This is a genomic window from Neorhizobium sp. PAMB6630 (assembly GCF_058242775.1).
On sequence record NZ_JBZAYV010000002.1, the window covers coordinates 913,251 to 937,911 of the forward strand.

The following is a 24,661-nucleotide window of genomic DNA, read 5'->3' on the forward strand; positions in this document are numbered from 1 at the left end:
TCGTCAGGATGGCTTGCCGAAGGCCTGGCTGGTCTTCAGGGCGATGTAATCTCCATAGGTGATCGGCTCGTAACGGGCCGCAGCCTTGGCCGCGAACGGCGGCAGGCATTCGATAACGGTGTCCCGCGAGGGATTGAGAAAGAACGGGATCGACTGGCGTCGTGTCGTGCCTTTGAACTTGCCCGGCGGATTGGCCACCCGATGGGGTGTCGAAACCCACTCGTCATTCGTCCAGCGCATGAAGGCATCGGCGATATTGACGACATAGGCGCCCTCGATATTGGGCGCGTCCAGCCAGTCCCCGGCGCGGTTGCGCACCTGAAGTCCGCCGGGAGACGCTTCCGAGCGCAGGATGGTCATGAAACCATAATCGGTATGAACGCCGGCGCGCAGTTGACCGGGCAGCGGGCTTTCGCTCTGTTCGGGATAGTTGATGACCCGCAGTGCCGAGAGATGGTTCTCGAATGCCGGCTCGAAATAATCCGGCGCAAGGCCGATCGCTTGGCAGAACGCCCGGCGCAAATGGCGTGACAGCGCTTCCATTTCGGCGAAATAGGCGTGGAAGGCGGCTTCCAGTCCGGCAGGTTTTGACGGCCATGTGTCGCCGCCAAGCCGATGGCCGAAATTAAGGCTTTCCTTGTAGTCGCCCGGCGTCTTGATGCCGAGCGTTGCACTCAGCGCCTCGTCGGCCAGTGGCGAAAACGATACGCCCCCTTCAAGGGCCGTGCCGCGCCCCTGCTGCTTTTTCCACTCCGCCGGCTCATCAAAGAATGCGCGGGCCAGATTGTAGAGATCGGAGGTCGCCTCTTTGGAAACACCATGGCCGGTGACGAGGAAAAAGCCGGTTTCGCGGCAAGCCGCCTCGATGGCCGCGACAACGGCTGCACCGCCGTCCGTGCCTGCAATAAAAGGCGCAATATCGATCACGGGGATGCTGTTAAGGCGCGGTGTGGCGGTTGAAGCCGTCTGCATTGTCATACCCTTTTCCGGTTCTGGTCTCGCCTTGGCGGCTGCGGGATCAATCAAGGCCCTTGAACGGCGCATCGCGGAATTCGAGATATTCCTTGAGCGACATCTTCTGCAGATTGCGCATCCACTCCTGGCCCTTGGTGCTGACGTGAAGAGCGGCGATGGCGTGGACATTGTAGTCGAAGGCTGTGTGAAGGCCCGCGGCGACCTGCTGGTTGTTGATCGAGGCCTTGGCAAACTTGATGGCCGGAACCGGCATACGCGCCAGCTTGCGCGCCAGGTTCTCGGTCTTTTCCTTCAATTGATCGGCCGGCACGATCTTGTTGATCAGATGCATGCGCAGCGCTTCTTCGGCGTCCACCAGATCGCCCGTGTACATCAGCCAGCGCGTGTCGCGCGTCGAGAGCAGCCACGGCATGAACAGCGCCGGCGGACCGGAGTTATGGCGCACTTCGGGTTCGCCGAACTTGGCATTGTCAGCAGCAATCGCCAGATCGCAGGACATCATCAGCTCCAGCGCACCCGCCAGCGCATAACCGTTGATGGACGCGATGACCGGGATTGGCGCTTTCCAGATATTGAGAAGCGCCTGGGCGTTCTCGGTCATGTCCGCCTGCCAGGATTCGATGTCGACATCATAGTCGGCGCCCTGAAGATCGTAGCCGGAGGAGAACGCACGGCCGGCACCGGTGATGACGAGCGCATTGACATCAGGATCGGCCACGGCCATGGCGACGGCCCGGTCGATTTCGCGCACGGTCGTCTTGTTCATGGCGTTCAGTTTATCGGGGCGATTGAGGGTGATCGTCGCGAACTTGTCCGTGCCGTCCTTCTCGTAGAGGATGGTTTCGAACGGGGCGGTCGTGCTCATACGGTCTTCCTTCTTGCGGTCATGTCTGTGGGCGTGTCTGCGGAAATGGCGCCGGCGGTGCTGGCAGCTTTTGCCAGAAGGTCGGCCTGGCTTTTCTCGAACCGTGCGATCGCTGCCATCTTGACCGGTCCGAAGCCACGGATCTGGTCGGGCAGGCCGGCAAGTGCGGTGGCGTGATCGAGATTGCCTTGCGACAGCGCTGCCGCAAGCCCGTCGATCAGGCTAAAATAGTCGGCCACCAGCCGGCGTTCGGTGCGGCGCTCGTGGGTGTAGCCGAAGACATCGAGCGGCGTTCCCCGCAGCACCTTCATCTTTTCGAGCGCTGCAAAGGCCGGGGAAATCAACGTGCCGGGAATGGCAATCTTGGCCGGGTTGCCGGTGCGCTTGTCGATCCTGCGAGAGAACAGCGGCGGCGCGAGGTGGTGCTTCACCTCGAAATCGCCCTCGAATTGTGCGGCGATCTTGTCGTGAAAGCTCCGGTCGCGGTGCAGGCGGGCGACCTCATACTCGTCCTTGTAGGCCATGAGCTTGAAGGCATTGCGCGCCACGGCTTCAGCAAAGGCTTCACCCCCGACAAGACCGGTGGCTGCGGTGCGAGAGGTTTCCACCAGCCTGCTGTAGCGCCGCGCATAGGCGGCATTCTGGTAGGCGGTCAGGAAGTCGACACGCCGCCTGACGATATCCTCAAGCGTTTCGGCCGGCTTGTCCTCAGGCGTCCCGACACCGGCCGCCGTGCTGACGGCATCCGGATCGATCGCCGAGCGGCGGCCCCAGCCGAAGGCCGCCCGGTTCATGGCGATACCGGTGCCGTTGAGATCAATCGCGGCAAGGATCGCATCGAGCGTGATCGGCACCAGGCCGCGCTGAAAGGCATGGCCGAGCAGGAACATGTTGGCGGCAATGGCATCGCCCATCAGGGCCAGACCGAGTTTTGTGGCGGCAACGAGCGTCACCGCATCGTGGCCGGCGGCCTTGCGCAGGGCGTTAAGCGTGGCTTCCTGGCGGAAATCGAGTGCGGTGTTCTGCACGAAGGAAGCGGTGGGGGCAAAGTGGTCATCGAGCACGGCCTGCGTGCGGCCCGCCTTGAAGGTCTGCAGGGCGCTCTTTGCTGCCGAAACCACGATGTCGAAGCCCAGAACCAGATCGCTTTCGCCCGAGCCGATGCGGATCGAGGAAATATGCTGCGGGTCTCGTGCAACACGAAGATGCGACACCACGGCGCCGTTCTTCTGCGCCAGCCCCGTCTGGTCGAGCGTCTGCACCGCCAGACCATCGATATGCGCGGCCATCGACAGGATGGCGCTGACGGTGATGACGCCGGTGCCGCCGATGCCGGCAAGCAGCATGTTATAGGGGCGCTCCGTAAGGGTGCGCATCTGCGGCAGCGGCAGGTCATCGAACGAAACCTTTGCCGCCTTTGCCGCCGGTTTGCGGATCGTGCCGCCTTCGATGGTCACGAAGCTTGGGCAAAATCCCTTGATGCAGGAAAGATCCGTGTTGCAGCTTGATTGGTTGATGCGGCGCTTGCGGCCGAACTCGGTTTCCTGCGGCTCGACCGAGATGCAGTTCGACACCGCCGAACAATCGCCGCAGCCTTCACAGACCAGTTCGTTGATGAAGGCCCGCTTGTCGGAGACGGCAAGCGCCCCACGCTTGCGGCGGCGACGTTTTTCTGCGGCACAGACCTGATCGTAGATGAGGACGGTGACGCCCTCGACGTCACGCAACTGCCGCTGCACATCATCCAACTCGTCGCGGTGATTGACGCTCACCCCCTTTGGCAGTCTGCCCTGCCAGACCTCCGGGCGTTCAGCGACGACTGCCACACGCGCGGCGCCTTCGGCGAGCATCTGGCCGACAATACCGGGAACCGTGACCTCGCCATCGTGTTTCTGGCCGCCGGTCATGGCCACGGCGTCGTTATAGAGGATCTTGTAGGTGGCGTTGACCTTGGCGGCGATAGCGGCCCGGATGGCCAGAACACCGGAATGGAAATAGGTGCCGTCGCCCATGTTGACGAAAATATGCTTCTCGTCGGTAAACTGCGAAAGGCCGATCCAGGCGCCACCTTCGCCGCCCATCTGGGTGAATGTCGAGGTGTTGCGTTCCTCCAGCCCGATCACCATCATGTGGCAGCCGATGCCGGTCGAGGCCCGGCTGCCTTCCGGCAGGCGGGTCGAGACACTGTGCGGACAGCCGGAACAGAAATACGGATCGCGCTTCAGTGCCGGTGTCTCAACAGCGCTGGCAGAAAGGGCCGCTTCGATGTCATGGGCGCGTGCGGCCAATCCGGCATCGTGATCGTTGAGAAGCGACAGGATCGCACCGGCCACGGAGATGGCATCGATCTCACCGGCAGCCGGCAGCAGAGGTTTGCCGTTGACGCCGGTCTTGCCGAACACGCGTGGTCGCTGGTCGGTTGCCATGTTGAACAGCAGGGATTTGATCTGGTCCTCGATGATCGGCCGCTTTTCCTCGACCACCAGCAATTGCTCCACGCCGGATGCAAACCGTGTCAGCCCTTCCGGTTCGAGGGGCCAGACGAGCCCCACCTTGTAAAGCCGGATGCCGAGCGCCAGCGCCCGCTGCTCGTCGATGCCAAGGCTTGCAAGCGCGCCCTTGAGATCGAGCCAGGATTTGCCGGTGGAGACGATGCCGAGCCGGGCCTTGCCGGTCGGGATTGCCCAAAGTGAGCGATCGATGGCATTGGCGCGTGCAAAGGCATGCACGCCCTCCATCTTGTTTTCCAGACGCCGTTCCATGGCATGCGGACCATCCGGCCAGCGCAGGGAAAAACCGCCCGCTTCCCTTGGATAAACAAGGGTCGAAGCGTCCGGGTCAAGGGTGACGGTCGCGGTGCATTCGACCACTTCCGTCTGGCACTTGAAGCCGATCCAGGCGCCGGAATAGCGGCTCATGGCCCAGCCCAGCAGGCCGTAATCGATGTATTCGCCGACACCTGCGGGAGACAGAAGCGGCACCATGGCCGAGATGAGGTTGTGTTCGCTCTGGTGGGGCAGGGTCGAGGAGACAGCACCATGATCATCGCCCACCAGCAGCAGCACGCCGCCCTTGGCATCGGTGCCGACCGCATTGGCGTGGCGGATGACATCCATGGTCCGGTCTACGCCCGGTCCCTTGCCATACCACATGGAAAACACGCCATCGTAACGCGCGCCGGGAAACAGCGAGGTCTGCTGTGTTCCCCAGACGGCCGTGGCGGCCATGTCTTCGTTAAGGCCGGGCTGGAAGCGGATATGGTGTTCGGTAAGATAACGTTTGGCGCGGGCCATTTCCCGGTCGAAACTTGCCAGCGGCGAGCCGCGATAGCCGGACACGTAACCGGCGGTATTGAGCCCGCGCGCCAGATCGCGCTGGCGCTGCACCATCGGCAGGCGCACCAGCGCCTGCGTGCCCGAAACCAGAATAGCGCCACGCTCGAGCGTGTAGCGGTCATCAAGCCTTGAGGCCGGTTCGGAGGGCGTGGGTTCGGGGCGTTGGGAAGCAGCGGGCGTTGCAGACATTAGACGTACTCTGCAGCCGCAGGCTTCAGATCGAAGACGCGGCCGGGATTGAGAATGTTGTGCGGGTCGAAGGCTGATTTGAGACGGCGCATTGCCGCCATTTCTGCTGGCGTTCTGACCCAGGGAAGCCAGCGCTTCTTGTCGAGGCCGATGCCATGCTCGGCGGAGATCGCCCCGCCATAACGGGCAACGGCGGCAAAGGCGGCATCCGCCACGCGCGCATGTTCGCGGGTGCGCACGAGATAATGCAGGTTTCCATCGCCGAGATGGCCGAAGATATAAAATTGCGCATCGGGATCGGCGCTCAGCACAGCGTGCGACGCCGTCTCGATGAACGCCTGCATGACCGGGATCGGCAACCCGATATCAAAGCCGGTGACATGGTCCATGCTGAAGATGAACTGGCTTGCACCCTCGCGCAAAGCCCAGATCGCCGCGTAGTCGCGCGCCGAGGTCGAGACCGCCACGTCGCTGACAAGGCCATCGTCATAAGCCACCATCAGCGCCTCTGAAAACCGTGCCTCGTCATCCGTTTCCGACTGGCCCTGGATCTCGATCAGCGCATACATGCCGGCATTGACCGGAACCGGCGGCGTGGCACCCGAATGGGCAATCACGCCTGCATAAACCTCGGGAAAAATTACCTCGAACGCGGAGAGCAGCGGCCCAAGCGTGCCGCGCAGGCTCTCCAGAAGGGTAATGGCAGCGCCAAGCGATGGTAGTGCGCAAAAGGCATTGGCCTGCGCGCGCGGCTTTGGATGAAGTTTGAGGCAGGCCCGCGTGATGACGCCAAGCGTGCCTTCCGTGCCGATGAAACACGCACCGAGGTCATAACCGGAATTGTCCTTGGCCAGACCCTTGAGATTGGAAAGGACGGTTCCGTCGGCCAGGACAGCCTCAAGACCCATCACCTGGGCGCGGTACATGCCATAACGCAGGACCCGGATGCCGCCGGCATTGGTGGCGATATTGCCGCCGATGGTGGCCGTTCCCCGCGCGCCGATATCAACGCCGAACATCAGGTCGTGATCGAGAGCCTTTTCCTGCACGGACTGAAGCGTTGCACCCGCATCGGCCATGATCGTTCCGGCAGCCCTGTCGACGGCGCCAAGAGAGGTCATGCGTTCGAGAGACAGAGACACTTCGCCGGCCTGAGGCCGCGCGCCACCGGAAAGGCCCGTGCGCCCACCCTGGACAACGACAGGCTGGCCCGCCGCGTTGCATGCCGACAGGACGGCTGCGACCTCCTGCGTGTTTCTCGGGCGAAACACGAGGGCGGGGGCAGCACCCCGCTCGTCGGTGGCATCCCCGCAATAAGCGGCCCCCACCGCCGCACCGGCAAGGATGGCATTTTTGTCGAGGACGCGCGCAAGATTTGCGGCAAGCGCGTCAAGTCTTTCGGAGCACGCCGTCATGAACAGCTGCCGCCGCTATGGACGGATTTCGGGCATGAAATGCCCCGGTACAGCGATCCCACCAATTTTTGTTCCCCTGGTTATATGGATCTGTGGGGCAGGTTATCGCCAATCCGATATTTGTCAAACCTATATTTAAATGGTAATGGCTTTCTCGCTCGAGCCATGCCATCAATGCGTTCAAGCGAAGGAAGAGGCGCCATGAATCTGAGATATGATGAGGTCGTGCGATCGGGGATTGCCAAGCAGGTGGCTGAAAACATCCGCTCGGCCATCATGGACGGCCGCCTGAAGATCGATGAACGCCTGCCGACCGAGGATGATCTGGCCAGAAGTTTCGGGATCTCACGCCCGACCGTTCGCGAGGCCCTGAAGAGGCTGGCGGCCCAGAATCTCATCCATTCCAGGCGCGGCCCCCAGGGGGGCAATTTTGTCAAGCGGCCGGATCCGGAGGGCCTCTCCAAGGCCATTACCGGGGCAGCAACCCTGCTGGTGGGGATCGGCGCTTTTGATATCGATGAAATCGTGACGGCGCGGCTGGAGACGGAAAAGATCTGCTGCCGCCTGGCCTGTGAAAACCGTCAGGAAGACGGCTTGCAGGCCATGGCCGCCGAGATCGTCGTGCAGCAGGATGCCTCCATCAGCGACGAAGAGTTTTGTGCCTCTGACGTGCGTTTCCACCGGGCGTTGGTCGATTCAAGCGGCAATGGCCCGCTGAAACTGATGATGTACACCGTCATCGAGGCGTTTATCCCGATCACCAACATGATCGTTTTCCGGGTGCGCGAGCGCCGTCAGGTCGTGGCATTCCACACGCAGATCATCGATGCCGTGAGGGCGCGCGATACCGATGCTGCAACGGCTGCCCTGACGTCGCTGTTGTCATATGTGCGCACCAGCTACTCGGCGGCACTCGATGCCCGCGCAAAACGTGAAAATACCTGAGCAAATCAGGGCTTTACCCATAGAAAATCAAAGAAGGGGATAACATGACCGGTTCATTCACAGCGATGGTTGTCGATACCGTGGACGGCAAGCCAAAGAGCGCGTTCAGGCAATTGTCGGTTTCCGATCTGCCTGATCATGATGTGCTGGTCGAGGTGTCCTTCTCGACGCTCAACTACAAGGATGGCCTGGCGATTTCCGGAAAGGGCCGTATTGCCCGCCGCACCCCCATGGTCGCCGGCATCGACCTTGCCGGTACGGTGGTTGAATCCCGCTCGCCGGACTGGAAGGCCGGCGACAAGGTGATCGTCAACGGCTACGGCCTGTCGGAAACCGAATGGGGCGGTTATAGCCGTTTCCAGCGGCTGAAGTCCGAATGGCTGATCGCGCTGCCCGAGAGCTTTTCCCTGCAACAGGCCATGGCAATCGGCACTGCCGGTTATACCGCAGCCCTCTGTGTCAATGCACTTGAGGACTGGGGTATGATTGCGACCTCCGATCTGCCGGTTCTGGTGACCGGTGCAGCCGGTGGTGTCGGTTCTGTTGCAATCAGCCTGCTGGCTGCAAAAGGCTATGCGGTGACCGCATCGACCGGCCGCGCAGAAACCCATGACTATCTTGCTTCGCTCGGGGCGACGAATTTCATCGCGCGCACCACCCTTGCCGAAAAGGCCGGCCCCCTGCAGAAGGAATTGTGGTCGGGTGCGGTGGATTCCGTCGGCTCCACCACGCTTGCCAATGTGCTGGCGCAGACCGTTTATGGCGGCGGCGTTGCTGCCTGTGGTCTGGCCGGCGGTGCAGATCTGCCGGCAACGGTGTTGCCGCATATCCTAAGAAGCGTCGCGCTCCTGGGGGTCGACTCCGTCATGGCGCCGCTTACCAAACGCCGGCGCGCCTGGCAGACGCTTGCCGATACGCTCGATCACGGCAAGCTTGCACAGATGACCCGTGTGGAGCCGATGTCGGCGCTGCCGCAACTGGCGCAGGAGATCATCGATGGCAAGATCCGTGGTCGTGTGGTCATCGACGTGACCGCATAAGCCCCAAGGGCCGTTGATCTTCGCGATGCGCCAGATGGCGCACCGCTTACAAGGATGACGTCTGCACTCTAGCCGTCCATGGCATCGGCGAGATCGGCAATGAGATCTGACGGATGTTCCAGGCCAATGGAAAGCCTTATCAGGGTGTCGGGGCAGCGCGTGCCGACACCTTCGGTCACGGCACGGTGCTCGATCAGGCTCTCGGTTGACCCCAGTGACGTCGATTGGCGGAAGACCTTTGCCGCCTTCGTCACCGCTGCAGCTTTTGCGCGGCTTGACACGCAGAACGAGAGCATGCTGCCAAAACCATGCAGGAACTGTCTGCTGGCACGATCGAAATCAGGAGATCGTGGCAAGCCCGGGTAATATACCACTTCGACGTCATCACGTGAGGCCAGCCATTCGGCGATCGTCAGTGCAGAACCACAGGCGCGCTCCATCCTGACTGCGAGCGTTCTGATCCCGCGCAGCAACAGCCATTCGCTCATCGGACTAAGCACAGTCCCATGGGCCGTGCGGTGATTTCTCAAAGCCGTTGAATTCTCCGCATCGGCAAGAACCAAAGCACCCGCGGTCAGGTCGCCATGTCCATTCAGAAATTTCGTCGCGGAATGCAGTACGATATCGGCTCCATGTTCGAGCGGGCGACAGAGAACCGGTGTCGCTGCCGTCGAATCCACCAGCAATGCAGCGCCGGCCGCACGGGCCAGATCTGAAAGACCGCGAATATCGGGAACACGCCACTGAGGGTTCGTCGGCAGTTCCGCCCAGATCAAGGCCGTTTGCCCCGGGCGAACCGCGGCCCCTGCCTGATCAAGATCGCAAAGATCGACGGTCTCGACCGTCATGCCTCTGACGGACCCCGCGCGGGCGATCATCTCCCGGAACTCATAATAACCGTTGGCCTCCATCAGGAGATGGCACCCCTCTGGAAGCATGGCAACGGCTGCCTGCGCGGCCGATGCACCGGAGGCAAATCCCACGGCATCGGCACCTTTCTCAGCCAAGATCATCATGCGCTCGAAATGAGACCCATCCGCCGGCCCGCTTCGCGCATAGCCGCTGGCCGGGCCGCCCTCTCCCAACACATGCGTGACCCCCATATGCAACGGCGGCACCAGACCACCCGTCTGCATATCGGTGAAATGGCCAATGCCGGCCAGAATTGTATCGATATGGGGGTCGACCGCCATACTGCACCCTTGCAAAGATCGATTGTCAATTGTCGATCCTTGACAGCATGCTTTCACCTTTGCAATGTTGGGACAATTGCTGCAGCCAAGGTTTCAAAGTCAGTCATGCCGAATTTGCCAAATGATCTTGGCCCCGAGATCGATGCTCTGGTGCGCGCCGCCGAGCATCGACTGATCGAAATCCGCCGCGATATCCACGCGCATCCTGAAACCGGCTTCGATACGATTCGCACCGCAGGCATTGTGGCAGCGGAACTGCGCGCGCTGGGTATTGAGCCGCAAACCGGGATCGGGCGCACCGGCGTGGTCGCAACGATCTCCGGCGCGCGACCGGGGCCTTGCGTCATTCTTCGCGCCGACATGGATGCGCTACCGATCCACGAGCAGACCGGCCTCGAATTTGCCTCGACCGTCCCCGGCAAGATGCATGCCTGTGGACATGATCTCCACACCGCCTCGCTGCTCGGTGCGGCGGGCGCCCTCGTCAAGCTTGCGCCGCGCCTGGCCGGATCGGTCCGGTTGATCTTCCAGCCAGCGGAAGAGACGCAGGAGAGCGGCGCCGCGGCCATGGTCGCCGATGGCGCGGCCGACGGCGCCGACATGGCAATCGCCTTCCACAACCGCCCCGAACTGCCGGCCGGCAAGATTGCCCTCAATCGCGGCGCCAGCACCGCCTCCAGCGACGAATTTCAGGTTGTCATCCGCGGCAAATCGGGCCATGCCGCACGGCCACATGCCGCCATCGATCCGATTGTCGCGGCCGCCTATGTCATCACGCAATTGCAGACGGTGATCTCGCGTGAGATGGACCCGGCACTCTCCGCCGTCCTGACGATCGGTCACATTCAAGGTGGCGCGACACAGAACATCATCCCTGATAGCTGCATGTTCGAAGGCACAGTGCGATGCCGTTCACCGCAATCGCGAGACCTGGCCGAGGCATCGTTTAGACGCATCTGCGCAGGATCTGCTGCAGCGATGAACGTCACCGCCGAGATCGACTATCTCAGGGGTGCGCCGCCCCTGATGAATGACGACAAGATGATCGATCAGGCAGCAGTGGCGCTTGGGCTGCAATTCGATGATGCGCCAATCGTCGAGCCGGGGACGAGTTTCGGCGCGGAGGATTTCTCCTATTTCTCAGAGCGGCTGCCTTCGATCCAGATCTTCATCGGCTCCGGGCAGGATGGTCGCAACGACCGCGTCCACAATTCCGATTATCAGCCAGACGAGTCCTGTATTGCCCAGAGTGCAATCGCATTGACGCGCATGGCCGTCGAACTGCTGCCGTAGCAGCATCTTTGCACAGACTTCATAAAAGGGAACTGAAATCATGACATTCACCCGTAAGGCCTTGCTTACTTTCGGTGTTGCGGCTGCCGCATTTGTTCTTGCCGGCGCGCAAACCACGTTCGCACAGGACAAGAAGACCTATGTCTTTGCCACCGAAGGCGCCTACCCGCCCTTCAACATGACCTCGCCGACCGGGGAATTGCAGGGTTTCGAGATCGAATTGATCGCCGAGATCGCCAAGCGCTCCGGATTCGAAGCCAAGGTCATCTCGCAGGCCTGGGACGGCATGATCCAGGGCTTGGTCGACGGCAAGTATAACGGCGCCATCGATGCGGTGACCATTACCGACAAGCGCAAGGAAGTCGTCAACTTCTCGCTGCCCTATACGACCGGTGGCTCCAATTTTGTTGTCCTGAAGGACAGCGGCACCGAACTGCCGGGCAATGGCAGCAATATCGACCTGGCCGACAAGGCCGCCGCCGACGCCGCAGTCGCCGACATTGCCAAGGCACTTTCCGGCAAGACGGTCGGCGTGCAGGTTTCGACCATCCAGTCGACCTTCCTCACCCAGTATCTCGCCGACAAGGGCGTGACGATCCGCACCTACCAGAACGGCCCCGATGTCTATCAGGACCTGACCAATGGCCGCATCGATGCCGCGATGGCGGCCACCACCAATATCGCCGCCTTCCTCAAGAAGAACGCCGACAAGGCCGCAACGACCGGCCCTTCCTTCAAGGGCGGCGTGATGGGCAGTGGTGCAGCCGTTGCGGTGCAGAAGAACGATACGGAACTGAAGCCGCTGCTTGACAAGGCCTTGAAGTCCATGTCCGAGGACGGAACGCTGTCGGCCATGTCGCAGAAGTGGTTCGGGCTCGACGTCACACCGAAGCTCTGATCGCCGATGTGGGCCGATCTCGATCTTCTCGGCTTCGGCCCAGACGGCTGGGGGCAGGTACTCCTGCACGCAGCCGTCATGTCCCTCCTCGTTTCGCTTGCCGCGTTTGCCTTCGGCATCGTGCTCGGAACGCTGGTCGCATGGGCGCGCACGGGCCGCAGCCGGCTGCTCCGCAGCCTTGCCGGGCTCTACACGGTCGTCATGCGCGGCGTGCCCGACATCCTCGTCATCTATCTCTTCTATTTCGGCGGTCGCCAGCTGGTGACTGCCGTCGGCACCGCGCTCGGCTTTGCCGGCCCCTTCGATATCAGCGGATTTCTGGCGGGCATGCTGGCGATCGGCCTGATTTCGGCTGCCTATCAGGCCGAAGTGCTGCGCGGCGCCTACCAGGCGGTCCCCAGCGGCACGATCGAGGCCGGTCGCGTCGTTGGCATGACGCGCTTTACCCTGTTTCGTCGGGTTATTGTTCCGCAGGCAATGGTGACGGCCATTCCCGGCCTTGGCAACCAGTGGCAGTCGGTCGTCAAGGAATCGGCGCTGGTCTCGGTCACAGGCATGGTCGAGATCATGCGACAGGTGACGGTGGCCGCCGGCTCTACGCAGGAGCACTTTCTCTTTTATGCCGCAGGCGCGGTTCTCTATCTTATCCTCACGACGATCTCGGGCCAGGTCTTCCGCATCATCGAGCATCGGGGCCTGCGCGGCCAGTTGGCGGGAGAGCGATAGATGAGCATGGACTTCTTCCTCACCACCATGCACCAGCTTCTCGTCGGCCTGCCGCTGACGCTTAATCTGGGCATTCTGTCGCTTTTCGGCGGCGGATGCCTGGCACTTCTCCTCAATCTCATGCGGGTTACGCGCACCGGTAATGCGGTGGCCTCCGGTTATGTCTTCTTGTTCCGTGGATCACCCCTCCTGATCCAGATCTTCATGATCTATTACGGCCTTGCGACCTTTGGTTTTATTCGGCACAGCTTTCTCTGGCCGTTCTTCCGCGAGCCCTATTGGTGCGGCCTCCTGGCGCTCATCCTCAACGATGCCGCCTATACGTCGGAAATCCTGCGCGGCGGGCTTCGCGCCGTGCCGAAAGGTGCGATCGAGGCGGCCCGCGTTTCGGGCATGACATGGCCGACCGTCTTGCGCCGTGTCATCTTGCCGCTCGCGTTCCGCCAGGCGCTGCCAGCCTATTCGAGCGAGGTCATTTCCATGCTCAAGGCAACCGCGCTGGTCAGCACGATCACGCTGATGGAGGTGACGGGACTTGCGCGCGCCCTGGTGTCTGAAACCTGGCGTGCCGTCGAGATCTTCCTCTGCGCGGCGGCGATCTATCTTGCACTTTCACTGATCGTGACGCAGGCGACGGCATGGCTTGAACGCCGCCTTTCGCCCTGGCAATTCGAAGGAAACCGATAGACATGCAACCGGCGATTTCGGTCAAGAACCTTCGCAAGCGTTTTGGCGACAACGAGGTCCTGCGCGGCATCGATATGGCAGCTCAAGATGGCGAGGTGATCACGCTGATCGGCGCCAGCGGCTCGGGAAAAAGCACGCTGCTGCGCTCGATCCCTTTCCTGGAAATCCCCGATAGCGGGACGATCACCGTCGGCGACGATCATCTGGCGCCGACCGGCGGGCATCTGTCACGCCGCGAAGAGGTCGTGGCGCGCCGTATGCGCGGACATCTTGGTTTCGTCTTCCAGGGTTTCAATCTATGGCCGCACCGCACCGTCCTGGAAAACGTCATCGAAGCCCCGATCCACGTGCAGAAGCGGCCACGGGCCGAGTGCATCGAGGAGGCCATGGCCCTTCTCGACAAGGTCGGGCTTTCGGAAAAACGCGACGCCTGGCCGGCACACCTGTCCGGCGGACAGCAACAACGCGTGGCCATTGCCCGCGCGCTGGCGCAGCGTCCACGCGCGATCCTGTTCGACGAGCCAACCTCAGCGCTCGACCCGGAACTGGTCGGCGAAGTGTTGAAGGTGATCCGGGCGTTGGCCGAAGATGGCCGCACGATGGTCATCGTCACCCATGAAATGGGCTTCGCGCGGGAAGTTTCATCGCGAACGATCTTTCTGAACCAAGGCATTATCGAGGAAGAGGGAACGCCCGACCAGGTTTTTGGCAATCCCGTTTCGGACCGCTGCCGCGCCTTCGTCAGCGGCCATTTCGATCGCAACCGGTGAAGGTTTTCCGATGCGCGAGCCGATCGACCGCAAAAGCCTGCTCGACAACGCCGCCGACTGGCTGAGGGATGCGATCGTCCGCGGAACGTTCCGCCCCGGCGCGACGCTGACCGAGACAGCGCTGACCGAACAGATCGGTGTCGGCCGAAGCACGGTTCGCTCGGCCCTTTTTGCGCTGGAGGTGCGCGAACTCGTCGTGCGCACGCCCTATTCGAGCTGGCATGTTGCGACACTCGACATCCGCGCGATCGAAGAAATCTACACGCTGCGTTCGGCTCTGGAGGGCCTTGCCGCCCGGATCATCGCGCAGAAGCGGCCCCATCTCGATCTCAGCCCGATCGGGCACTCGTTCCAGGCTCTGGAAGGTGCAAATTCGGGGGACGCGGGCACGCGGCTTGGCGCCGATCTCGGCTTTCATGCAAGCTTCGTGGCCCAGACCGACCATCAATTGCTGATCCGCCGCCATGCCCAGCTCGCTGACAAGATGGAATGGCTTTACCGCTGGTCGGAAGCGCATTGGCCGTGCCGCCGCAACCTGACCGAAGAGCATCAAAGACTTTACGACGCGCTCACTGGCGGATCGCCGGACGCAGCGGAACAGGCGGTTCGCGATCATATCGCCGAATCGATCGAAGCCGATACGGCCGGTTTTCATGAACTGGCATCGCGTTAAACCGCGCGCGGGCGCATCAAGCCGCCAAGGTATTCGGGATCGAGTTCGGGGCTTGCCGCGAAGAGTGTGCGGTCAGGCAGCATTTCCGCGGGGCGAGCAAAGCTGTCAGAAAAAGGTGCCCGCCATTTCCGGTGAGCCTTCGAGCGCATGGCCCATGAACTCCAGCGCAGCCTTCAGCGTGTCGCGCCGGATCGGCCCGCCGAGGCAGACGCGAACCGCTTCTTCCGCCTGGCCATCGACGGTAAATGCGTCGCTGGCGACGACACCGATGCCAGAGGCGCGCATCTGCGTGCCGAAGGTCGAGCGCGTCCATCCGTTCGTCAAAGGCAGCCAGATGTTAAAGCTGATCGGATCGCTTTTGTAACTGCCCGACGGCAACACTTCGGCAACCAGCGCCTGGCGGGCGGCCGCTTCGGTACGGATGAAGCGCAGAATGCTGTCGGCCGTGCCATCCTCGATCCAGCGCGTGGCAAGCGCGGATGACAGCGGCGAGGCCATGACGCAGGCCGCGCGCATGGAGCTGGCAAAGGGCCAGGCCGCCTTGGTATCGGGCACGACGACATAGGCGAGCCGCAGGCCGGCGCCGATGCATTTGGCGAGCCCCCCGATATGCCAGGTCAGATCCGGCGCCATGGCCGCCAGCGGCGCCGGTCCATGCAGCGGTATGAAACCGTAAGCGTCGTCCTCGACGATCGGGACGTGATATTTACGCGCGACAGCGCAGATTTCCTCACGCCGCTTTTCCGGAATGGTCAGCGTCATCGGGTTTTGCAGCGTCGGATTGAGGTAGAGCGCCTTAGGTTTGCCGGTCTTGCATATCTCGGCAAAAGCTGCGGGAATGATCCCCTCCTCGTCCATCGGAAGTCCGGTCAGGTTCAGGCGAAGCTGCGCTGCAATGGAGCGCATGCCGGGATAGGTGATATTCTCCGACAGCACCATGTCACCTGGTTTTGCGAGCAATCCGAAGATCGCGAGAAGCGCCGGGTGAGCACCGGGCGTCACGAAAATGCGCTCCTGCGAGGGCACCAGCCCGCGGCGGCTGAGCCAGGAGGCTGCAGCCTCCTTGTCCATGCCGGCGCCACCAAAACCCTGATAGCGCAGAAGCGGGATCATGTTGGTGGCGACCGAAGAAAGCCCTTCCTGCATGCGCGCCAGAAGATCGGGATCGTCAGGTTCCGGCGGCATGTTCATGGAAAAATCCACGACGGATGTGCGTCTTGCATCCAGCGCCGCCTGCGAGACGAACCCGCGTCGTTCCTTTTCAGGCCCGCCGGTGACAAAGGTGCCGCGCCCGACATGAGTCGCCACAAGCCCGCGCTTCTGCGCCTCGACATAACCGCGCGCGACGGTGGTGAAATCGATGGCGAGGCGTTTTGCCAGTTCGCGTTGCGGCGGCAACCGATCGCCCACCAGTAGCTTGCCGCTCTTTAGATCCATCTCGATGACGTCGGCAATTGCCATGTAGCGCGGGCCATTGCTGCGGGAGAGGTCGGGGAGCCAAGTCTTCATGGAAACTCATCAATGTTGAATATTGACTGTATATTGTTGCGCGCCACATCTGTCACGCGAAAAAGCGGTTTTCCACCGCGTTTCGGATGCAGCCGCGCCTGCTCTAATAAAAATTGACCGTCAATTGAATGCACTCAAACGTATCAGGCGCGCCTAAGCGCTGGCCAGCTTTTTGCCCTGAAAATGGGACCACGCTCATCGATAGCAGAGCATTGACTTCATCATTGACTGCATATTGCTCCATTTTGATTTGATATTAGGCAAAACGCGGACTGGCATACCCCTTGCAATTGAATGGCAGTGGCCCGCCGTGGGCCGACCTCAAGACAGGAGCCATTCAATGCCCGCAATCACCGCACCGGCCCACGCTGATGGAGACTTCTTCGTCGATTACGAAGAGAAGGTCTTTGAAGATGTCCAGGCCCTGGAAGGCGAAAAAGCCCTCATCACCTTTCACACCGTTGCCTTCGAAGGCTCGATCGGCCTCGTCAACCTGCTGCAGGCCAAGCGCCTGAAGCGCAAGGGATATGAGACGTCCATCCTGCTTTACGGCCCCGGCGTCACGCTCGGCATTCAGCGCGGTTTCCCCAAACTCGGTTCGGAAGCCTTTCCGGGCCATCTCAACTTCAACAACCAGATCAAGGGTTTTCTCGAAGAAGGCGGCAAGGTCTATGCCTGCCGGTTCGCCCTGCAGGCCCTCTATGGCCATGGTGAGCCGTCATTGATCCCCGGCATCACGCCGATCAGCCCGCTCGATGTGCTGGATCTCATGCTGATCCACCGCCGTGCCGGCGCTGTCATTCTCGATACCTGGACGCTCTGACCGGAGCCCTCCCCGCGCGCATCTTGGCGCGTTCGGAAGGCGGGGTCCGCTCCGCCTCCTTCACCGCAATTTGAGGAAACCGTCATGGCTGACATTAGGACCATCCGGGCTGCCGCGGCACAGATCGCGCCGGATCTCACCTCCCGCGACAAGACGCTCACCCGCGTGCTGGAAACGATCCGTGAGGCCGCAGCCAAAGGCGCGGAATTGATCGTTTTCCCGGAGACATTCGTCCCCTGGTATCCGTATTTTTCCTTCGTCCTGCCGCCGGTTCTCTCCGGCCGCGAGCATCTGCGGCTGTATGAGGAAGCAGTGACGGTGCCCAGCACCACGACCGACGCGGTGGCCGCCGCCGCCCGCGAACACGGCATCGTCGTGGCGCTCGGCGTCAACGAGCGGGATCACGGCACGCTTTATAATACGCAACTCGTCTTCGATTCGGATGGCGCCCTCGTTCTCAAGCGGCGCAAGATCACGCCCACCTTCCATGAGCGGATGATCTGGGGCCAGGGCGATGCGTCCGGCCTGAAAGTGGTCGAGAGCCAAATCGGCCGCATTGGCGCGCTTGCCTGCTGGGAGCATTACAATCCGCTTGCCCGCTACGCGCTGATGGCCCAGCACGAAGAAATCCATGTTGCGCAGTTTCCGGGCTCCATGGTCGGACAGATTTTTGCCGACCAGATGGAGGTGACGATCCGCCACCATGCGCTGGAAAGCGGCTGTTTCGTCGTCAACGCCACCGGCTGGCTGAGCGACGAGCAGATCCGCTCGATCACCCCGGACGAAGGCCTGCAAAAGGCGCTCCGCGGCGGCTGCATGACGGCGATCATCTCGCCCGAGGGCAAGCATCTCGCCCAGCCGATCACCGAGGGCGAAGGCATCCTGATTGCCGATCTCGACATGAGCCTCATCCTCAAGCGCAAGCGGATGATGGATAGCGTCGGCCATTATGCGCGCCCGGAACTGCTGCATCTCGTCATCGACGATCGCCCGGCAAACGCGATGGTCACCGCCCATCCTTTCCTCGAAACCGCACCGACAGGGAGCACTACCGATGGACACCAGACCCCCGCTTTCGACGGAAACACTGATCAACGAATTGCAATCGTTCGGCGCGAGGCTCGTTGATCCCAAGGCCGGCCACGAAAGCCGCCGCGGCGGCGCCGGCCCCTCCGATCACAAGGCGCTCACCATCGATGGCATGACGGTCATGGTGCCTGTTCACACCGCCCCCGCCTTCGAGAGCCCCTATCTGGTCGAAAAACCGGATGAAGCCGGAAACAGCCGCATCAGCCGCGACGGCCGGGTCATCGGCGAAGTCTCGTTTCCCTTACGCCCCCGCTTTTACGAGCGCTCGACGGCAGACGGCATTCCCTATTCGCAGATCGCCGTCTTGCACGGACGCGATGTGCTCGCCACCACCGTGCTGCAGACCTGCATTCGCTACCAGAGCCGGACGAAAACCTGTCAGTTCTGCGCCATCGGCCAGTCGCTGGCAGCCGGCCGCACCGTCGCGCACAAGACGCCGGCGCAGCTGGCCGAAGTCGCCAAAGCCGCCGTCGAGCTTGATGGCGTCAAGCATATGGTGATGACCACGGGCACGCCGAAGGGCGATGACCGCGGCGCGCAGGTGCTCGCAGACAGCGCCCGCGCCATCAAGGCCGCCGTCGACATTCCCATTCAGGCGCAATGCGAGCCGCCGGAAGACGATATCTGGTTTTCGCGGATGAAGGAGGCAGGCGTCGATGCGCTCGGCATGCATCTCGAAGTCGTGACACCGGAAATCCGCGCCCGCATCATGCCGGGCAAGGCGCAGGTCGGCATCGAGAAATACATGGCCTCGTTCAAGGCGGCGGTGGCCGTGTTCGGGCGCGGACAGGTCTCCACCTATATCCTCGCAGGCCTTGGCGATACCCGCGAAGCCATCCTCGACATCTGCGAAAAGCTGGTCGCCATCGGCGTCTATCCCTTCGTCGTCCCCTTCGTGCCGATCTCGGGCACGCCGCTTGAAAGCCATCCCGCACCAAAACCCGAATTCATGCATTCGATCCTCGGGCCCTTGTCGAAACTGCTCGTGGAAAGCGGCCTGAAGGCCGTCGACATCAAGGCGGGTTGCGGCAGATGCGGCGCCTGCTCTGCCCTTTCCACCTATGAGAGGATGCTGACGAAATGATCATCGAACCGTTTTCGCCCTTCCGCACCAGCGAATACCAGGTGAAGTTTGCCACATCCGCCTGGGAGCGCGACGAGGCCCATGCCCTTCGCCGGGATGTCTTCTGCCGTGAACAGCAGATCTTTGAGACAGACGACCGGGACGCCATCGACGACCATGCAACCCCCATCGTTGCGCTCTCCATGCTCGGCGTTGCCGCCGACAGGCTGGTGGGCACGGTGCGCATTCATCAGGAACAGCCGGGCCTCTGGTGGGGGTCGCGCCTTGCCGTACACGAGGATTTCCGCAAGATCGGCGCGCTTGGCGCCACCCTCATCCGGCTTGCCGTCTCCTCCGCCAATGCCATGGGCTGCCACACGTTTCTCGCCAATGTGCAGGTGCAGAACGGCCTGCTGTTTCGCCGCCTGCACTGGGATGTGGTCGAGGAATTCGAGATCTATGGCAAACCGCACCTGCGGATGAAGGCGGATCTTTCCTGGTATCCCCCCTGCGCCACGCCGGAAGCCGGCTTCGTGGCGCTCGCCAAACGGGCGGCCTGATCATGGCCGATGTCGACCTCGATGTGCTCGCAGAAAAGCTGAAGTCCAGCAACGGGATCGCGGCCAAACACGATATCGGCGGCGTCACCGCGCGGCTCGGCGTCCGGGACAAGGCCGTGCCCGTCGGAGATGACTGCGCCGCCCTCCCCGATGGCGACGGCTATCTGCTGTTTGCCATCGAAGGTTTTATGAACGCCTTCGTCGCCGCCGATCCGTGGTTTGCCGGCTGGTGCGGCGTCATGGTCAATATCTCCGACGTGGTTGCCATGGGCGGGCGGCCGACTGCCGTGGTCGATGCTGTCTGGGCCGATGGCGAGGCGGGAGCAGCCCCGGTTCTCGATGGCATGCGGGCGGCGGCCGAGGCCTATGGCGTGCCGATCGTCGGCGGTCACACCAATATCCGCACCGACCGGGGCCAGTTGTCGGTTGCCATTGTCGGGCGCGCAAAACGCCTGCTCACCAGTTTTGACGCCCGCCCCGGCGATGTGCTGGTGGCCGCCGTCGATCATCGCGGCCGCTACCGCGCGCCCTTCGACAACTGGGAAGCCGCAACCGACGCGCCACCCGAGCGGCTTCGTGGCGATCTCGACATCCTGCCGCAGATTGCCGAGGCCGGGCTTTGCCTTGCCGCCAAGGATATCAGCCAGGGCGGCATTGTCGGCACGGCAATCATGCTGGCGGAATGCTCTGGCGTCGGCATCGACATCGATGTGACCGCCATACCACTCCCCTCCGGCGTCAGCCTCGACCGCTGGCTGGCGACCTTTCCAAGCTTTGGCTACCTCCTCTCGGTCTCGCCCGACAACGTCGATGCGGTGCTCGCTCGATTTGCGACGCGAAACATTTCCGCCGCCGCCATTGGCTCCGTGCTGCCGGGTAGCGCGGTTGCGATCACCGATGGCTTGAGCCGCATCGTCATCCGCGACCATGCCACCACCCCCCTCATGCAGCTTGGCCCGACGGAGCATTTTCGATGACCCAGGCCCAAATGCCATGGCCCGGGATAACCCCGCCGCAGATGACGCGCCCCTTGCGCATCGCCATGCTCGCGCATTCCACCAATCCCCGCGGCGGCGTGGTGCATGCCATGCAGCTGTCCGAGGCGCTGACGGCACTGGGTCATACCGTCACCCTGCACGCGCCCGATGCAAAGGGAGCCGGCTTCTTCCGCCCGCCCGCCTGCCGCACGGCCTGTTTTCCCGTATCCCCTGCCCTCTCGGACATGACAGCAATGGTCGAGCAACGCATTGCCGAGTATGTCAGCCACTTCGAACGGGGAGAAAATCGCGATTTCGATGTCTTCCATGCCCATGACGGCATTTCCGGCAATGCGCTGGCAACGCTCAAAGACCGGGGCCTGATTTCCGGCTTCGTGCGCACCGTCCATCACATCGATCAGTTCGACGACCCGCGCCTGATGGCCCTTCAGGACCGCTCGATCCGTGCGGCCGATGCATACCTTGCCGTCAGCACCCTGTGGCAGGCCGCCTTGCGCGAAAGTTTTGGCGTGGAGGCGACCGTCGTCGGCAATGGCGTCGACACCACGCGATTTGCCCCCGCCTGGAGCGGCGAGCAGACGGCGTTGCGAGACCGGCTCGGTCTTCATGCCGGCCCGGTTTTTTTGAGCATCGGCGGCATCGAGGCGCGCAAGAACACAATCGGCATTCTCGATGCCTTCCGGCAGCTCAGGGCCGTGAAGCCGGATGCGCAGCTGGTCATTGCCGGCGGCGTGTCGCTGCTCGATCACCGCGATTATCACGAAGAGTTCCAGTCCCATTTGCGGGCGCTGCGCGATGATGCCGCCGCCGTCCATATCATCGGTGCGGTCTCCGATGACGACATGCCGAACCTCTATCGGCTTGCCGATGCGCTGGTTTTCCCCTCGCTGAAAGAGGGTTTCGGCCTCGTCGTGCTGGAGGCCATGGCCTCAGGCGTTCCCGCCATCGTGCCCTCGATTGCCCCGTTTACCGAATATCTTGGCCGCGACGACGCCCTCTGGTGCGATCCCCGTAACTCCGCCTCGATTGCCGAAGCCATGGCGCTCACGCTGATGCCGGAAATCCGCGCCCACGTCATTCCGCGCGGGCTGGAAGTGGCCGGCCGCTTTCCCTGGGGCCGTGTCGCCGAGGCCCATCTGTCCACCTATGCACCCTCAAAGGAGGCAATCCATGCCTGAGATGCGCTTTGTCATCACCTGGCCCGATGGCGAGGAAGAGACCTGTTATTCCCCCTCGCTGATCATCCGCGATTTCTTCACCGAGGGCGAAAGTTATCCGGTGGCGGATTTTGTCGAGCGCAGCCGACAGGCGCTCACCATCGCCAGTGACCGGGTCGCCGCAAAATACGGCTTTGCCTGCTCGGCCGCAAACGACCAGCTCGCCCGCATCGAAACGGCTGCAACCCCCTTTCTCGATCAAACGGACGCCCGCGTCCGCTGCGAGACCTTCATCCTCTGAAAGGACATCCGATGACCAGATCCCTCAAATCCCATTACAGCGCCGTCGTGGTGGGAGGTGGGCAGGCCGGCCTTTCCGCCAGCCATTACCTTAAAAAACAAGGGCTCGACCATGCCGTCTTCGAGAAAAAGACCGTCGCCCACAAATGGCAGAACGAGCGCTGGGATGCCTTTTGCCTGGTCACGCCGAACTGGCAATGCCAGCTGCCCGATCATCCCTATGACGGCGCCGATCCCCACGGTTTCATGGTGAAGGACGAGATCGTCGCCTATGTCGACCGTTTTATCAAAAAGGTCGATGCGCCGGTTTTCGAAGGCACCAGCGTCACCGCTCTGGAAAAGGTCGGCGATGTCTTCCGCATCGAATCCTCTGCCGGAACCGTCACGGCCGATAGCGTCATTCTCGCCACCAGCCTCTACAGCCAGCCTTTTGTGCCACGCGCCGCAGAACGTCTTCCCGACGGCGTGACCCAGATCCACACGGCCGATTACCGCAACCCGGCGCAATTGCCGCCGGGCGGCGTCATCGTCGTCGGCTCCGGCCAGTCCGGCTGCCAGATCGCCGAAGACCTGCATCTCGCCGGCCGCAAGGTGCATATGGTCACCGGCAATGCCCCGCGCTGCGCCCGGTTTTACCGGGGCCGCGACGTCGTCGACTGGCTCGCCGATATCGGGCAGTACGACATCACCATCGCCCATGACGGCATGGCGAAGAAGAAACACGACACCAACCATTACCTGACCGGCCGCGATGGCGGACGCGACATCGACCTTCGAAAATTCGCGTCTGAGGGCATGGCCCTTTATGGCCGGATGGTGGGTGTTTCCAGCGGAAAAATGCTGTTCGAACCCAATCTCAAAAGCAATCTCGATGGCGCCGACCGCGTCTATAACGGCATCAATGCCCTGATCGATCGCCATATCACGGAAAAAGGCATCGATGCCCCGGCCGGCAGCCCTTACGTGCCGCTCTGGGAACCGCAGAGCGAACCGACGGAGCTTGATCTCGAAGCCGAAGGCATCACGTCCGTCATCTGGGCGACAGGCTTCACGCCGGATTGGTCCTATGTCGGCTTGCCCATCTTCGATGGCACCGGTTATCCGGTGCAACGCCGCGGCGTGACCGGCATTGACGGGGTCTACGTGCTCGGCCTGCCCTGGCTCTGGACCTGGGGCTCCGGCCGCTTTCTCGCGGTTGGCAAGGATGCCGAATACGTCGTGGATCATCTGGCAAGCCGCATGCAGCAGACCCGGCAGCCGCTGAAACACGCAGCAAACGGATAAGAGATGAACCTTGCCGTCCGCCCCCCCTGCCCACCCCCTGAACCCTCGAGCCGCGACCTCATGGAGCGCGCGCTCGAACCTCACCTACTGGTCGGAATGCCGCATCTCACCCCCCACGGCCTGTCGGAGACATGGGCGATGAAGGAGCTGGGGCATCGCCACTGGCTGATGCTGGCGCGCCATCTCGGCATGGACAATGCCGATTTCCGCACCGCCGATGGAGAGGAGGCCTATGCGGCCATCTGCGCCACGTCGCTGTCTGAAGCGCGGCTGGACTGCGTCCGGGCAAACGCCGTCCTGACCATCCGTTCAGAACTGTCGACTGTCTCGCGCACCCAGACCGCGACGACCCACGACCTTTTCTGCGAAGGCCACACGATCGGACGGGTGGAATTGGTCTCAGCCTTTGTTCACCGGGGCGTGGAAGGTCGCAATCATTCTCTTGCACGGACGGCCGTGGAAACGCCAAAGGCACCACCCTATACCTTCAGCCAGCTGGCAAAGACGGCCGCAGACATTCGCAATTTAAGGATTGCGACCCATTGGGGCCTTCCCGTCACGGCCACGGGGCCTGTGCGCTCATTCTGCTTCGATCCCGCAACGTCCCAGGAGTTCAACGGTGCCGGCCTTTTCTATTTTGCAGAATTTCAGGCCCTCGCAGATCGCGCCCTGGAAGCTTGGTTCCCCCACCGAGACACGCTGAAAAGGCGGGATGTCTTTTTTCTCGGCAATATCGAAAGAGGAGAAAGCCTCGTTTTCGAGTTGGCCGAAGCTTCCGGCCATGGCGCTGCCCTTCAAGGGCAGATCAGACGGCAATCCGGAGATCTCATCGCAAAAATGTTCATGTCCTTTAAAGGCCCGACCTAAGGACCGG

Annotated in this window: 23 protein-coding genes; 17 read left to right on the plus strand and 6 right to left on the minus strand. The window is 62.1% G+C overall.

The genetic code is table 11. From position 1 onward, the window contains the following. Positions 1-3: 3 nt before the first annotated feature. The 4 genes from AC4CWF_RS22940 to AC4CWF_RS22955 are packed head-to-tail and all read right to left on the minus strand — an operon-like array spanning position 4 to position 6,779. On the minus strand, positions 4-978 hold the full coding sequence (locus tag AC4CWF_RS22940; protein ID WP_491285839.1) for an isopenicillin N synthase family dioxygenase: 975 nt from the start codon (positions 976-978) through the stop codon (positions 4-6). A gap of 40 nt (positions 979-1,018) precedes the next feature. Beyond that, positions 1,019-1,840 carry an enoyl-CoA hydratase/isomerase family protein gene (locus tag AC4CWF_RS22945; protein WP_491285840.1) on the minus strand — a complete coding sequence of 274 codons (822 nt, stop codon included), beginning with the start codon at positions 1,838-1,840 and terminating at the stop codon, positions 1,019-1,021. Further along, positions 1,837-5,364, minus strand: a complete 3,528-nt coding sequence (locus AC4CWF_RS22950; protein WP_491285841.1) for an indolepyruvate ferredoxin oxidoreductase family protein — start codon at positions 5,362-5,364, stop codon at positions 1,837-1,839. The genes AC4CWF_RS22945 and AC4CWF_RS22950 overlap by 4 nt, the downstream gene beginning before the upstream one ends. Next, entirely contained in the window at positions 5,364-6,779 is a 1,416-nt protein-coding gene (locus tag AC4CWF_RS22955; protein WP_491285842.1) for an FAD-binding oxidoreductase, read from the minus strand. Before AC4CWF_RS22955 ends, AC4CWF_RS22950 begins: the two co-directional genes overlap by 1 nt. 201 nt (positions 6,780-6,980) lie before the next feature. Between AC4CWF_RS22955 and AC4CWF_RS22960 the strand changes: the two genes are divergently transcribed. After that, positions 6,981-7,724, plus strand: a complete 744-nt coding sequence (locus AC4CWF_RS22960; protein ID WP_491285843.1) for a FadR/GntR family transcriptional regulator — start codon at positions 6,981-6,983, stop codon at positions 7,722-7,724. A 44-nt stretch (positions 7,725-7,768) separates the two neighbouring features. After that, a complete protein-coding gene (locus AC4CWF_RS22965; protein WP_491285844.1) occupies positions 7,769-8,764 on the plus strand; it encodes an MDR family oxidoreductase in 996 nt (331 codons plus the stop codon). A 68-nt stretch (positions 8,765-8,832) separates the two neighbouring features. On the opposite strand, the gene AC4CWF_RS22970 is transcribed toward AC4CWF_RS22965, so the two are convergent. Beyond that, positions 8,833-9,957 carry a trans-sulfuration enzyme family protein gene (locus AC4CWF_RS22970; protein ID WP_491285845.1) on the minus strand — a complete coding sequence of 375 codons (1,125 nt, stop codon included), beginning with the start codon at positions 9,955-9,957 and terminating at the stop codon, positions 8,833-8,835. 105 nt (positions 9,958-10,062) lie between these two features. Between AC4CWF_RS22970 and AC4CWF_RS22975 the strand changes: the two genes are divergently transcribed. Genes AC4CWF_RS22975 through AC4CWF_RS23000 form a run of 6 tightly spaced genes read left to right on the plus strand, consistent with a single transcriptional unit; the run spans position 10,063 to position 15,004 of the window. Beyond that, positions 10,063-11,250, plus strand: a complete 1,188-nt coding sequence (locus AC4CWF_RS22975; RefSeq protein ID WP_491285846.1) for a M20 metallopeptidase family protein — start codon at positions 10,063-10,065, stop codon at positions 11,248-11,250. A gap of 40 nt (positions 11,251-11,290) precedes the next feature. Then, complete coding sequence (locus AC4CWF_RS22980; RefSeq protein ID WP_491285847.1) at positions 11,291-12,148, plus strand: transporter substrate-binding domain-containing protein; 858 nt, start codon at positions 11,291-11,293, stop codon at positions 12,146-12,148. Positions 12,149-12,154: 6 nt separating this feature from the next. After that, entirely contained in the window at positions 12,155-12,874 is a 720-nt protein-coding gene (locus AC4CWF_RS22985) for an ABC transporter permease (RefSeq protein ID WP_491285848.1), read from the plus strand. Beyond that, positions 12,875-13,561 carry an ABC transporter permease gene (locus tag AC4CWF_RS22990; RefSeq protein WP_491285849.1) on the plus strand — a complete coding sequence of 229 codons (687 nt, stop codon included), beginning with the start codon at positions 12,875-12,877 and terminating at the stop codon, positions 13,559-13,561. A gap of 2 nt (positions 13,562-13,563) precedes the next feature. Next, positions 13,564-14,331 (plus strand): ABC transporter ATP-binding protein, encoded by a 768-nt coding sequence (locus AC4CWF_RS22995; RefSeq protein WP_491285850.1) that lies wholly within the window; start codon positions 13,564-13,566, stop codon positions 14,329-14,331. A 10-nt stretch (positions 14,332-14,341) separates the two neighbouring features. Beyond that, positions 14,342-15,004 carry a GntR family transcriptional regulator gene (locus tag AC4CWF_RS23000; RefSeq protein ID WP_491285851.1) on the plus strand — a complete coding sequence of 221 codons (663 nt, stop codon included), beginning with the start codon at positions 14,342-14,344 and terminating at the stop codon, positions 15,002-15,004. 105 nt (positions 15,005-15,109) lie between these two features. Here AC4CWF_RS23000 and AC4CWF_RS23005 read toward each other — a convergent pair whose 3' ends face one another. After that, a complete protein-coding gene (locus tag AC4CWF_RS23005; protein WP_491285852.1) occupies positions 15,110-16,513 on the minus strand; it encodes an aminotransferase-like domain-containing protein in 1,404 nt (467 codons plus the stop codon). 340 nt (positions 16,514-16,853) lie between these two features. Between AC4CWF_RS23005 and AC4CWF_RS23010 the strand changes: the two genes are divergently transcribed. From AC4CWF_RS23010 to AC4CWF_RS23050, 9 genes are all read left to right on the plus strand, one after another. Beyond that, entirely contained in the window at positions 16,854-17,336 is a 483-nt protein-coding gene (locus AC4CWF_RS23010; protein WP_491285853.1) for an MSMEG_0572/Sll0783 family nitrogen starvation response protein, read from the plus strand. Between the two features lie 84 nt (positions 17,337-17,420). Then, entirely contained in the window at positions 17,421-18,464 is a 1,044-nt protein-coding gene (locus tag AC4CWF_RS23015; RefSeq protein ID WP_491285854.1) for a Nit6803 family nitrilase, read from the plus strand. Further along, positions 18,391-19,509 (plus strand): MSMEG_0568 family radical SAM protein, encoded by a 1,119-nt coding sequence (locus tag AC4CWF_RS23020; RefSeq protein ID WP_491285855.1) that lies wholly within the window; start codon positions 18,391-18,393, stop codon positions 19,507-19,509. The genes AC4CWF_RS23015 and AC4CWF_RS23020 overlap by 74 nt, the downstream gene beginning before the upstream one ends. Then, positions 19,506-20,048, plus strand: a complete 543-nt coding sequence (locus AC4CWF_RS23025; protein WP_491285856.1) for an MSMEG_0567/Sll0786 family nitrogen starvation N-acetyltransferase — start codon at positions 19,506-19,508, stop codon at positions 20,046-20,048. The genes AC4CWF_RS23020 and AC4CWF_RS23025 overlap by 4 nt, the downstream gene beginning before the upstream one ends. 2 nt (positions 20,049-20,050) lie before the next feature. Next, complete coding sequence (locus AC4CWF_RS23030; protein WP_491285857.1) at positions 20,051-21,025, plus strand: sll0787 family AIR synthase-like protein; 975 nt, start codon at positions 20,051-20,053, stop codon at positions 21,023-21,025. Between the two features lie 41 nt (positions 21,026-21,066). Next, positions 21,067-22,224, plus strand: a complete 1,158-nt coding sequence (locus AC4CWF_RS23035; protein ID WP_491287769.1) for an MSMEG_0565 family glycosyltransferase — start codon at positions 21,067-21,069, stop codon at positions 22,222-22,224. After that, positions 22,217-22,504 (plus strand): MSMEG_0570 family nitrogen starvation response protein, encoded by a 288-nt coding sequence (locus AC4CWF_RS23040; RefSeq protein ID WP_491285858.1) that lies wholly within the window; start codon positions 22,217-22,219, stop codon positions 22,502-22,504. Before AC4CWF_RS23035 ends, AC4CWF_RS23040 begins: the two co-directional genes overlap by 8 nt. Positions 22,505-22,515: 11 nt before the next feature. After that, entirely contained in the window at positions 22,516-23,787 is a 1,272-nt protein-coding gene (locus AC4CWF_RS23045) for an MSMEG_0569 family flavin-dependent oxidoreductase (protein ID WP_491285859.1), read from the plus strand. Between the two features lie 3 nt (positions 23,788-23,790). Then, positions 23,791-24,654, plus strand: a complete 864-nt coding sequence (locus tag AC4CWF_RS23050) for a Pnap_2097 family protein (protein WP_491285860.1) — start codon at positions 23,791-23,793, stop codon at positions 24,652-24,654. Positions 24,655-24,661: the final 7 nt, after the last annotated feature.

Bases quoted from the DNA above. Each gene is read 5' to 3' on its own strand.
- AC4CWF_RS22980 (WP_491285847.1), top strand. From the start codon at position 11,291: ATGACATTCACCCGTAAGGCCTTGCTTACTTTCGGTGTTGCGGCTGCC.
- AC4CWF_RS22955 (WP_491285842.1), bottom strand. From the start codon at position 6,779: ATGACGGCGTGCTCCGAAAGACTTGACGCGCTTGCCGCAAATCTTGCG.
- AC4CWF_RS23005 (WP_491285852.1), bottom strand. From the start codon at position 16,513: ATGAAGACTTGGCTCCCCGACCTCTCCCGCAGCAATGGCCCGCGCTAC.
- AC4CWF_RS23030 (WP_491285857.1), top strand. From the start codon at position 20,051: ATGGCCGATGTCGACCTCGATGTGCTCGCAGAAAAGCTGAAGTCCAGC.
- AC4CWF_RS23015 (WP_491285854.1), top strand. From the start codon at position 17,421: ATGGCTGACATTAGGACCATCCGGGCTGCCGCGGCACAGATCGCGCCG.
- AC4CWF_RS23010 (WP_491285853.1), top strand. From the start codon at position 16,854: ATGCCCGCAATCACCGCACCGGCCCACGCTGATGGAGACTTCTTCGTC.
- AC4CWF_RS23020 (WP_491285855.1), top strand. From the start codon at position 18,391: ATGGACACCAGACCCCCGCTTTCGACGGAAACACTGATCAACGAATTG.
- AC4CWF_RS23050 (WP_491285860.1), top strand. From the start codon at position 23,791: ATGAACCTTGCCGTCCGCCCCCCCTGCCCACCCCCTGAACCCTCGAGC.
- AC4CWF_RS22960 (WP_491285843.1), top strand. From the start codon at position 6,981: ATGAATCTGAGATATGATGAGGTCGTGCGATCGGGGATTGCCAAGCAG.
- AC4CWF_RS22940 (WP_491285839.1), bottom strand. From the start codon at position 978: ATGACAATGCAGACGGCTTCAACCGCCACACCGCGCCTTAACAGCATC.
- AC4CWF_RS23025 (WP_491285856.1), top strand. From the start codon at position 19,506: ATGATCATCGAACCGTTTTCGCCCTTCCGCACCAGCGAATACCAGGTG.
- AC4CWF_RS22950 (WP_491285841.1), bottom strand. From the start codon at position 5,364: ATGTCTGCAACGCCCGCTGCTTCCCAACGCCCCGAACCCACGCCCTCC.
- AC4CWF_RS23040 (WP_491285858.1), top strand. From the start codon at position 22,217: ATGCCTGAGATGCGCTTTGTCATCACCTGGCCCGATGGCGAGGAAGAG.
- AC4CWF_RS22995 (WP_491285850.1), top strand. From the start codon at position 13,564: ATGCAACCGGCGATTTCGGTCAAGAACCTTCGCAAGCGTTTTGGCGAC.
- AC4CWF_RS23000 (WP_491285851.1), top strand. From the start codon at position 14,342: ATGCGCGAGCCGATCGACCGCAAAAGCCTGCTCGACAACGCCGCCGAC.
- AC4CWF_RS22945 (WP_491285840.1), bottom strand. From the start codon at position 1,840: ATGAGCACGACCGCCCCGTTCGAAACCATCCTCTACGAGAAGGACGGC.
- AC4CWF_RS22990 (WP_491285849.1), top strand. From the start codon at position 12,875: ATGAGCATGGACTTCTTCCTCACCACCATGCACCAGCTTCTCGTCGGC.
- AC4CWF_RS22965 (WP_491285844.1), top strand. From the start codon at position 7,769: ATGACCGGTTCATTCACAGCGATGGTTGTCGATACCGTGGACGGCAAG.
- AC4CWF_RS23045 (WP_491285859.1), top strand. From the start codon at position 22,516: ATGACCAGATCCCTCAAATCCCATTACAGCGCCGTCGTGGTGGGAGGT.
- AC4CWF_RS22985 (WP_491285848.1), top strand. From the start codon at position 12,155: ATGTGGGCCGATCTCGATCTTCTCGGCTTCGGCCCAGACGGCTGGGGG.
- AC4CWF_RS23035 (WP_491287769.1), top strand. From the start codon at position 21,067: ATGACGCGCCCCTTGCGCATCGCCATGCTCGCGCATTCCACCAATCCC.
- AC4CWF_RS22970 (WP_491285845.1), bottom strand. From the start codon at position 9,957: ATGGCGGTCGACCCCCATATCGATACAATTCTGGCCGGCATTGGCCAT.
- AC4CWF_RS22975 (WP_491285846.1), top strand. From the start codon at position 10,063: ATGCCGAATTTGCCAAATGATCTTGGCCCCGAGATCGATGCTCTGGTG.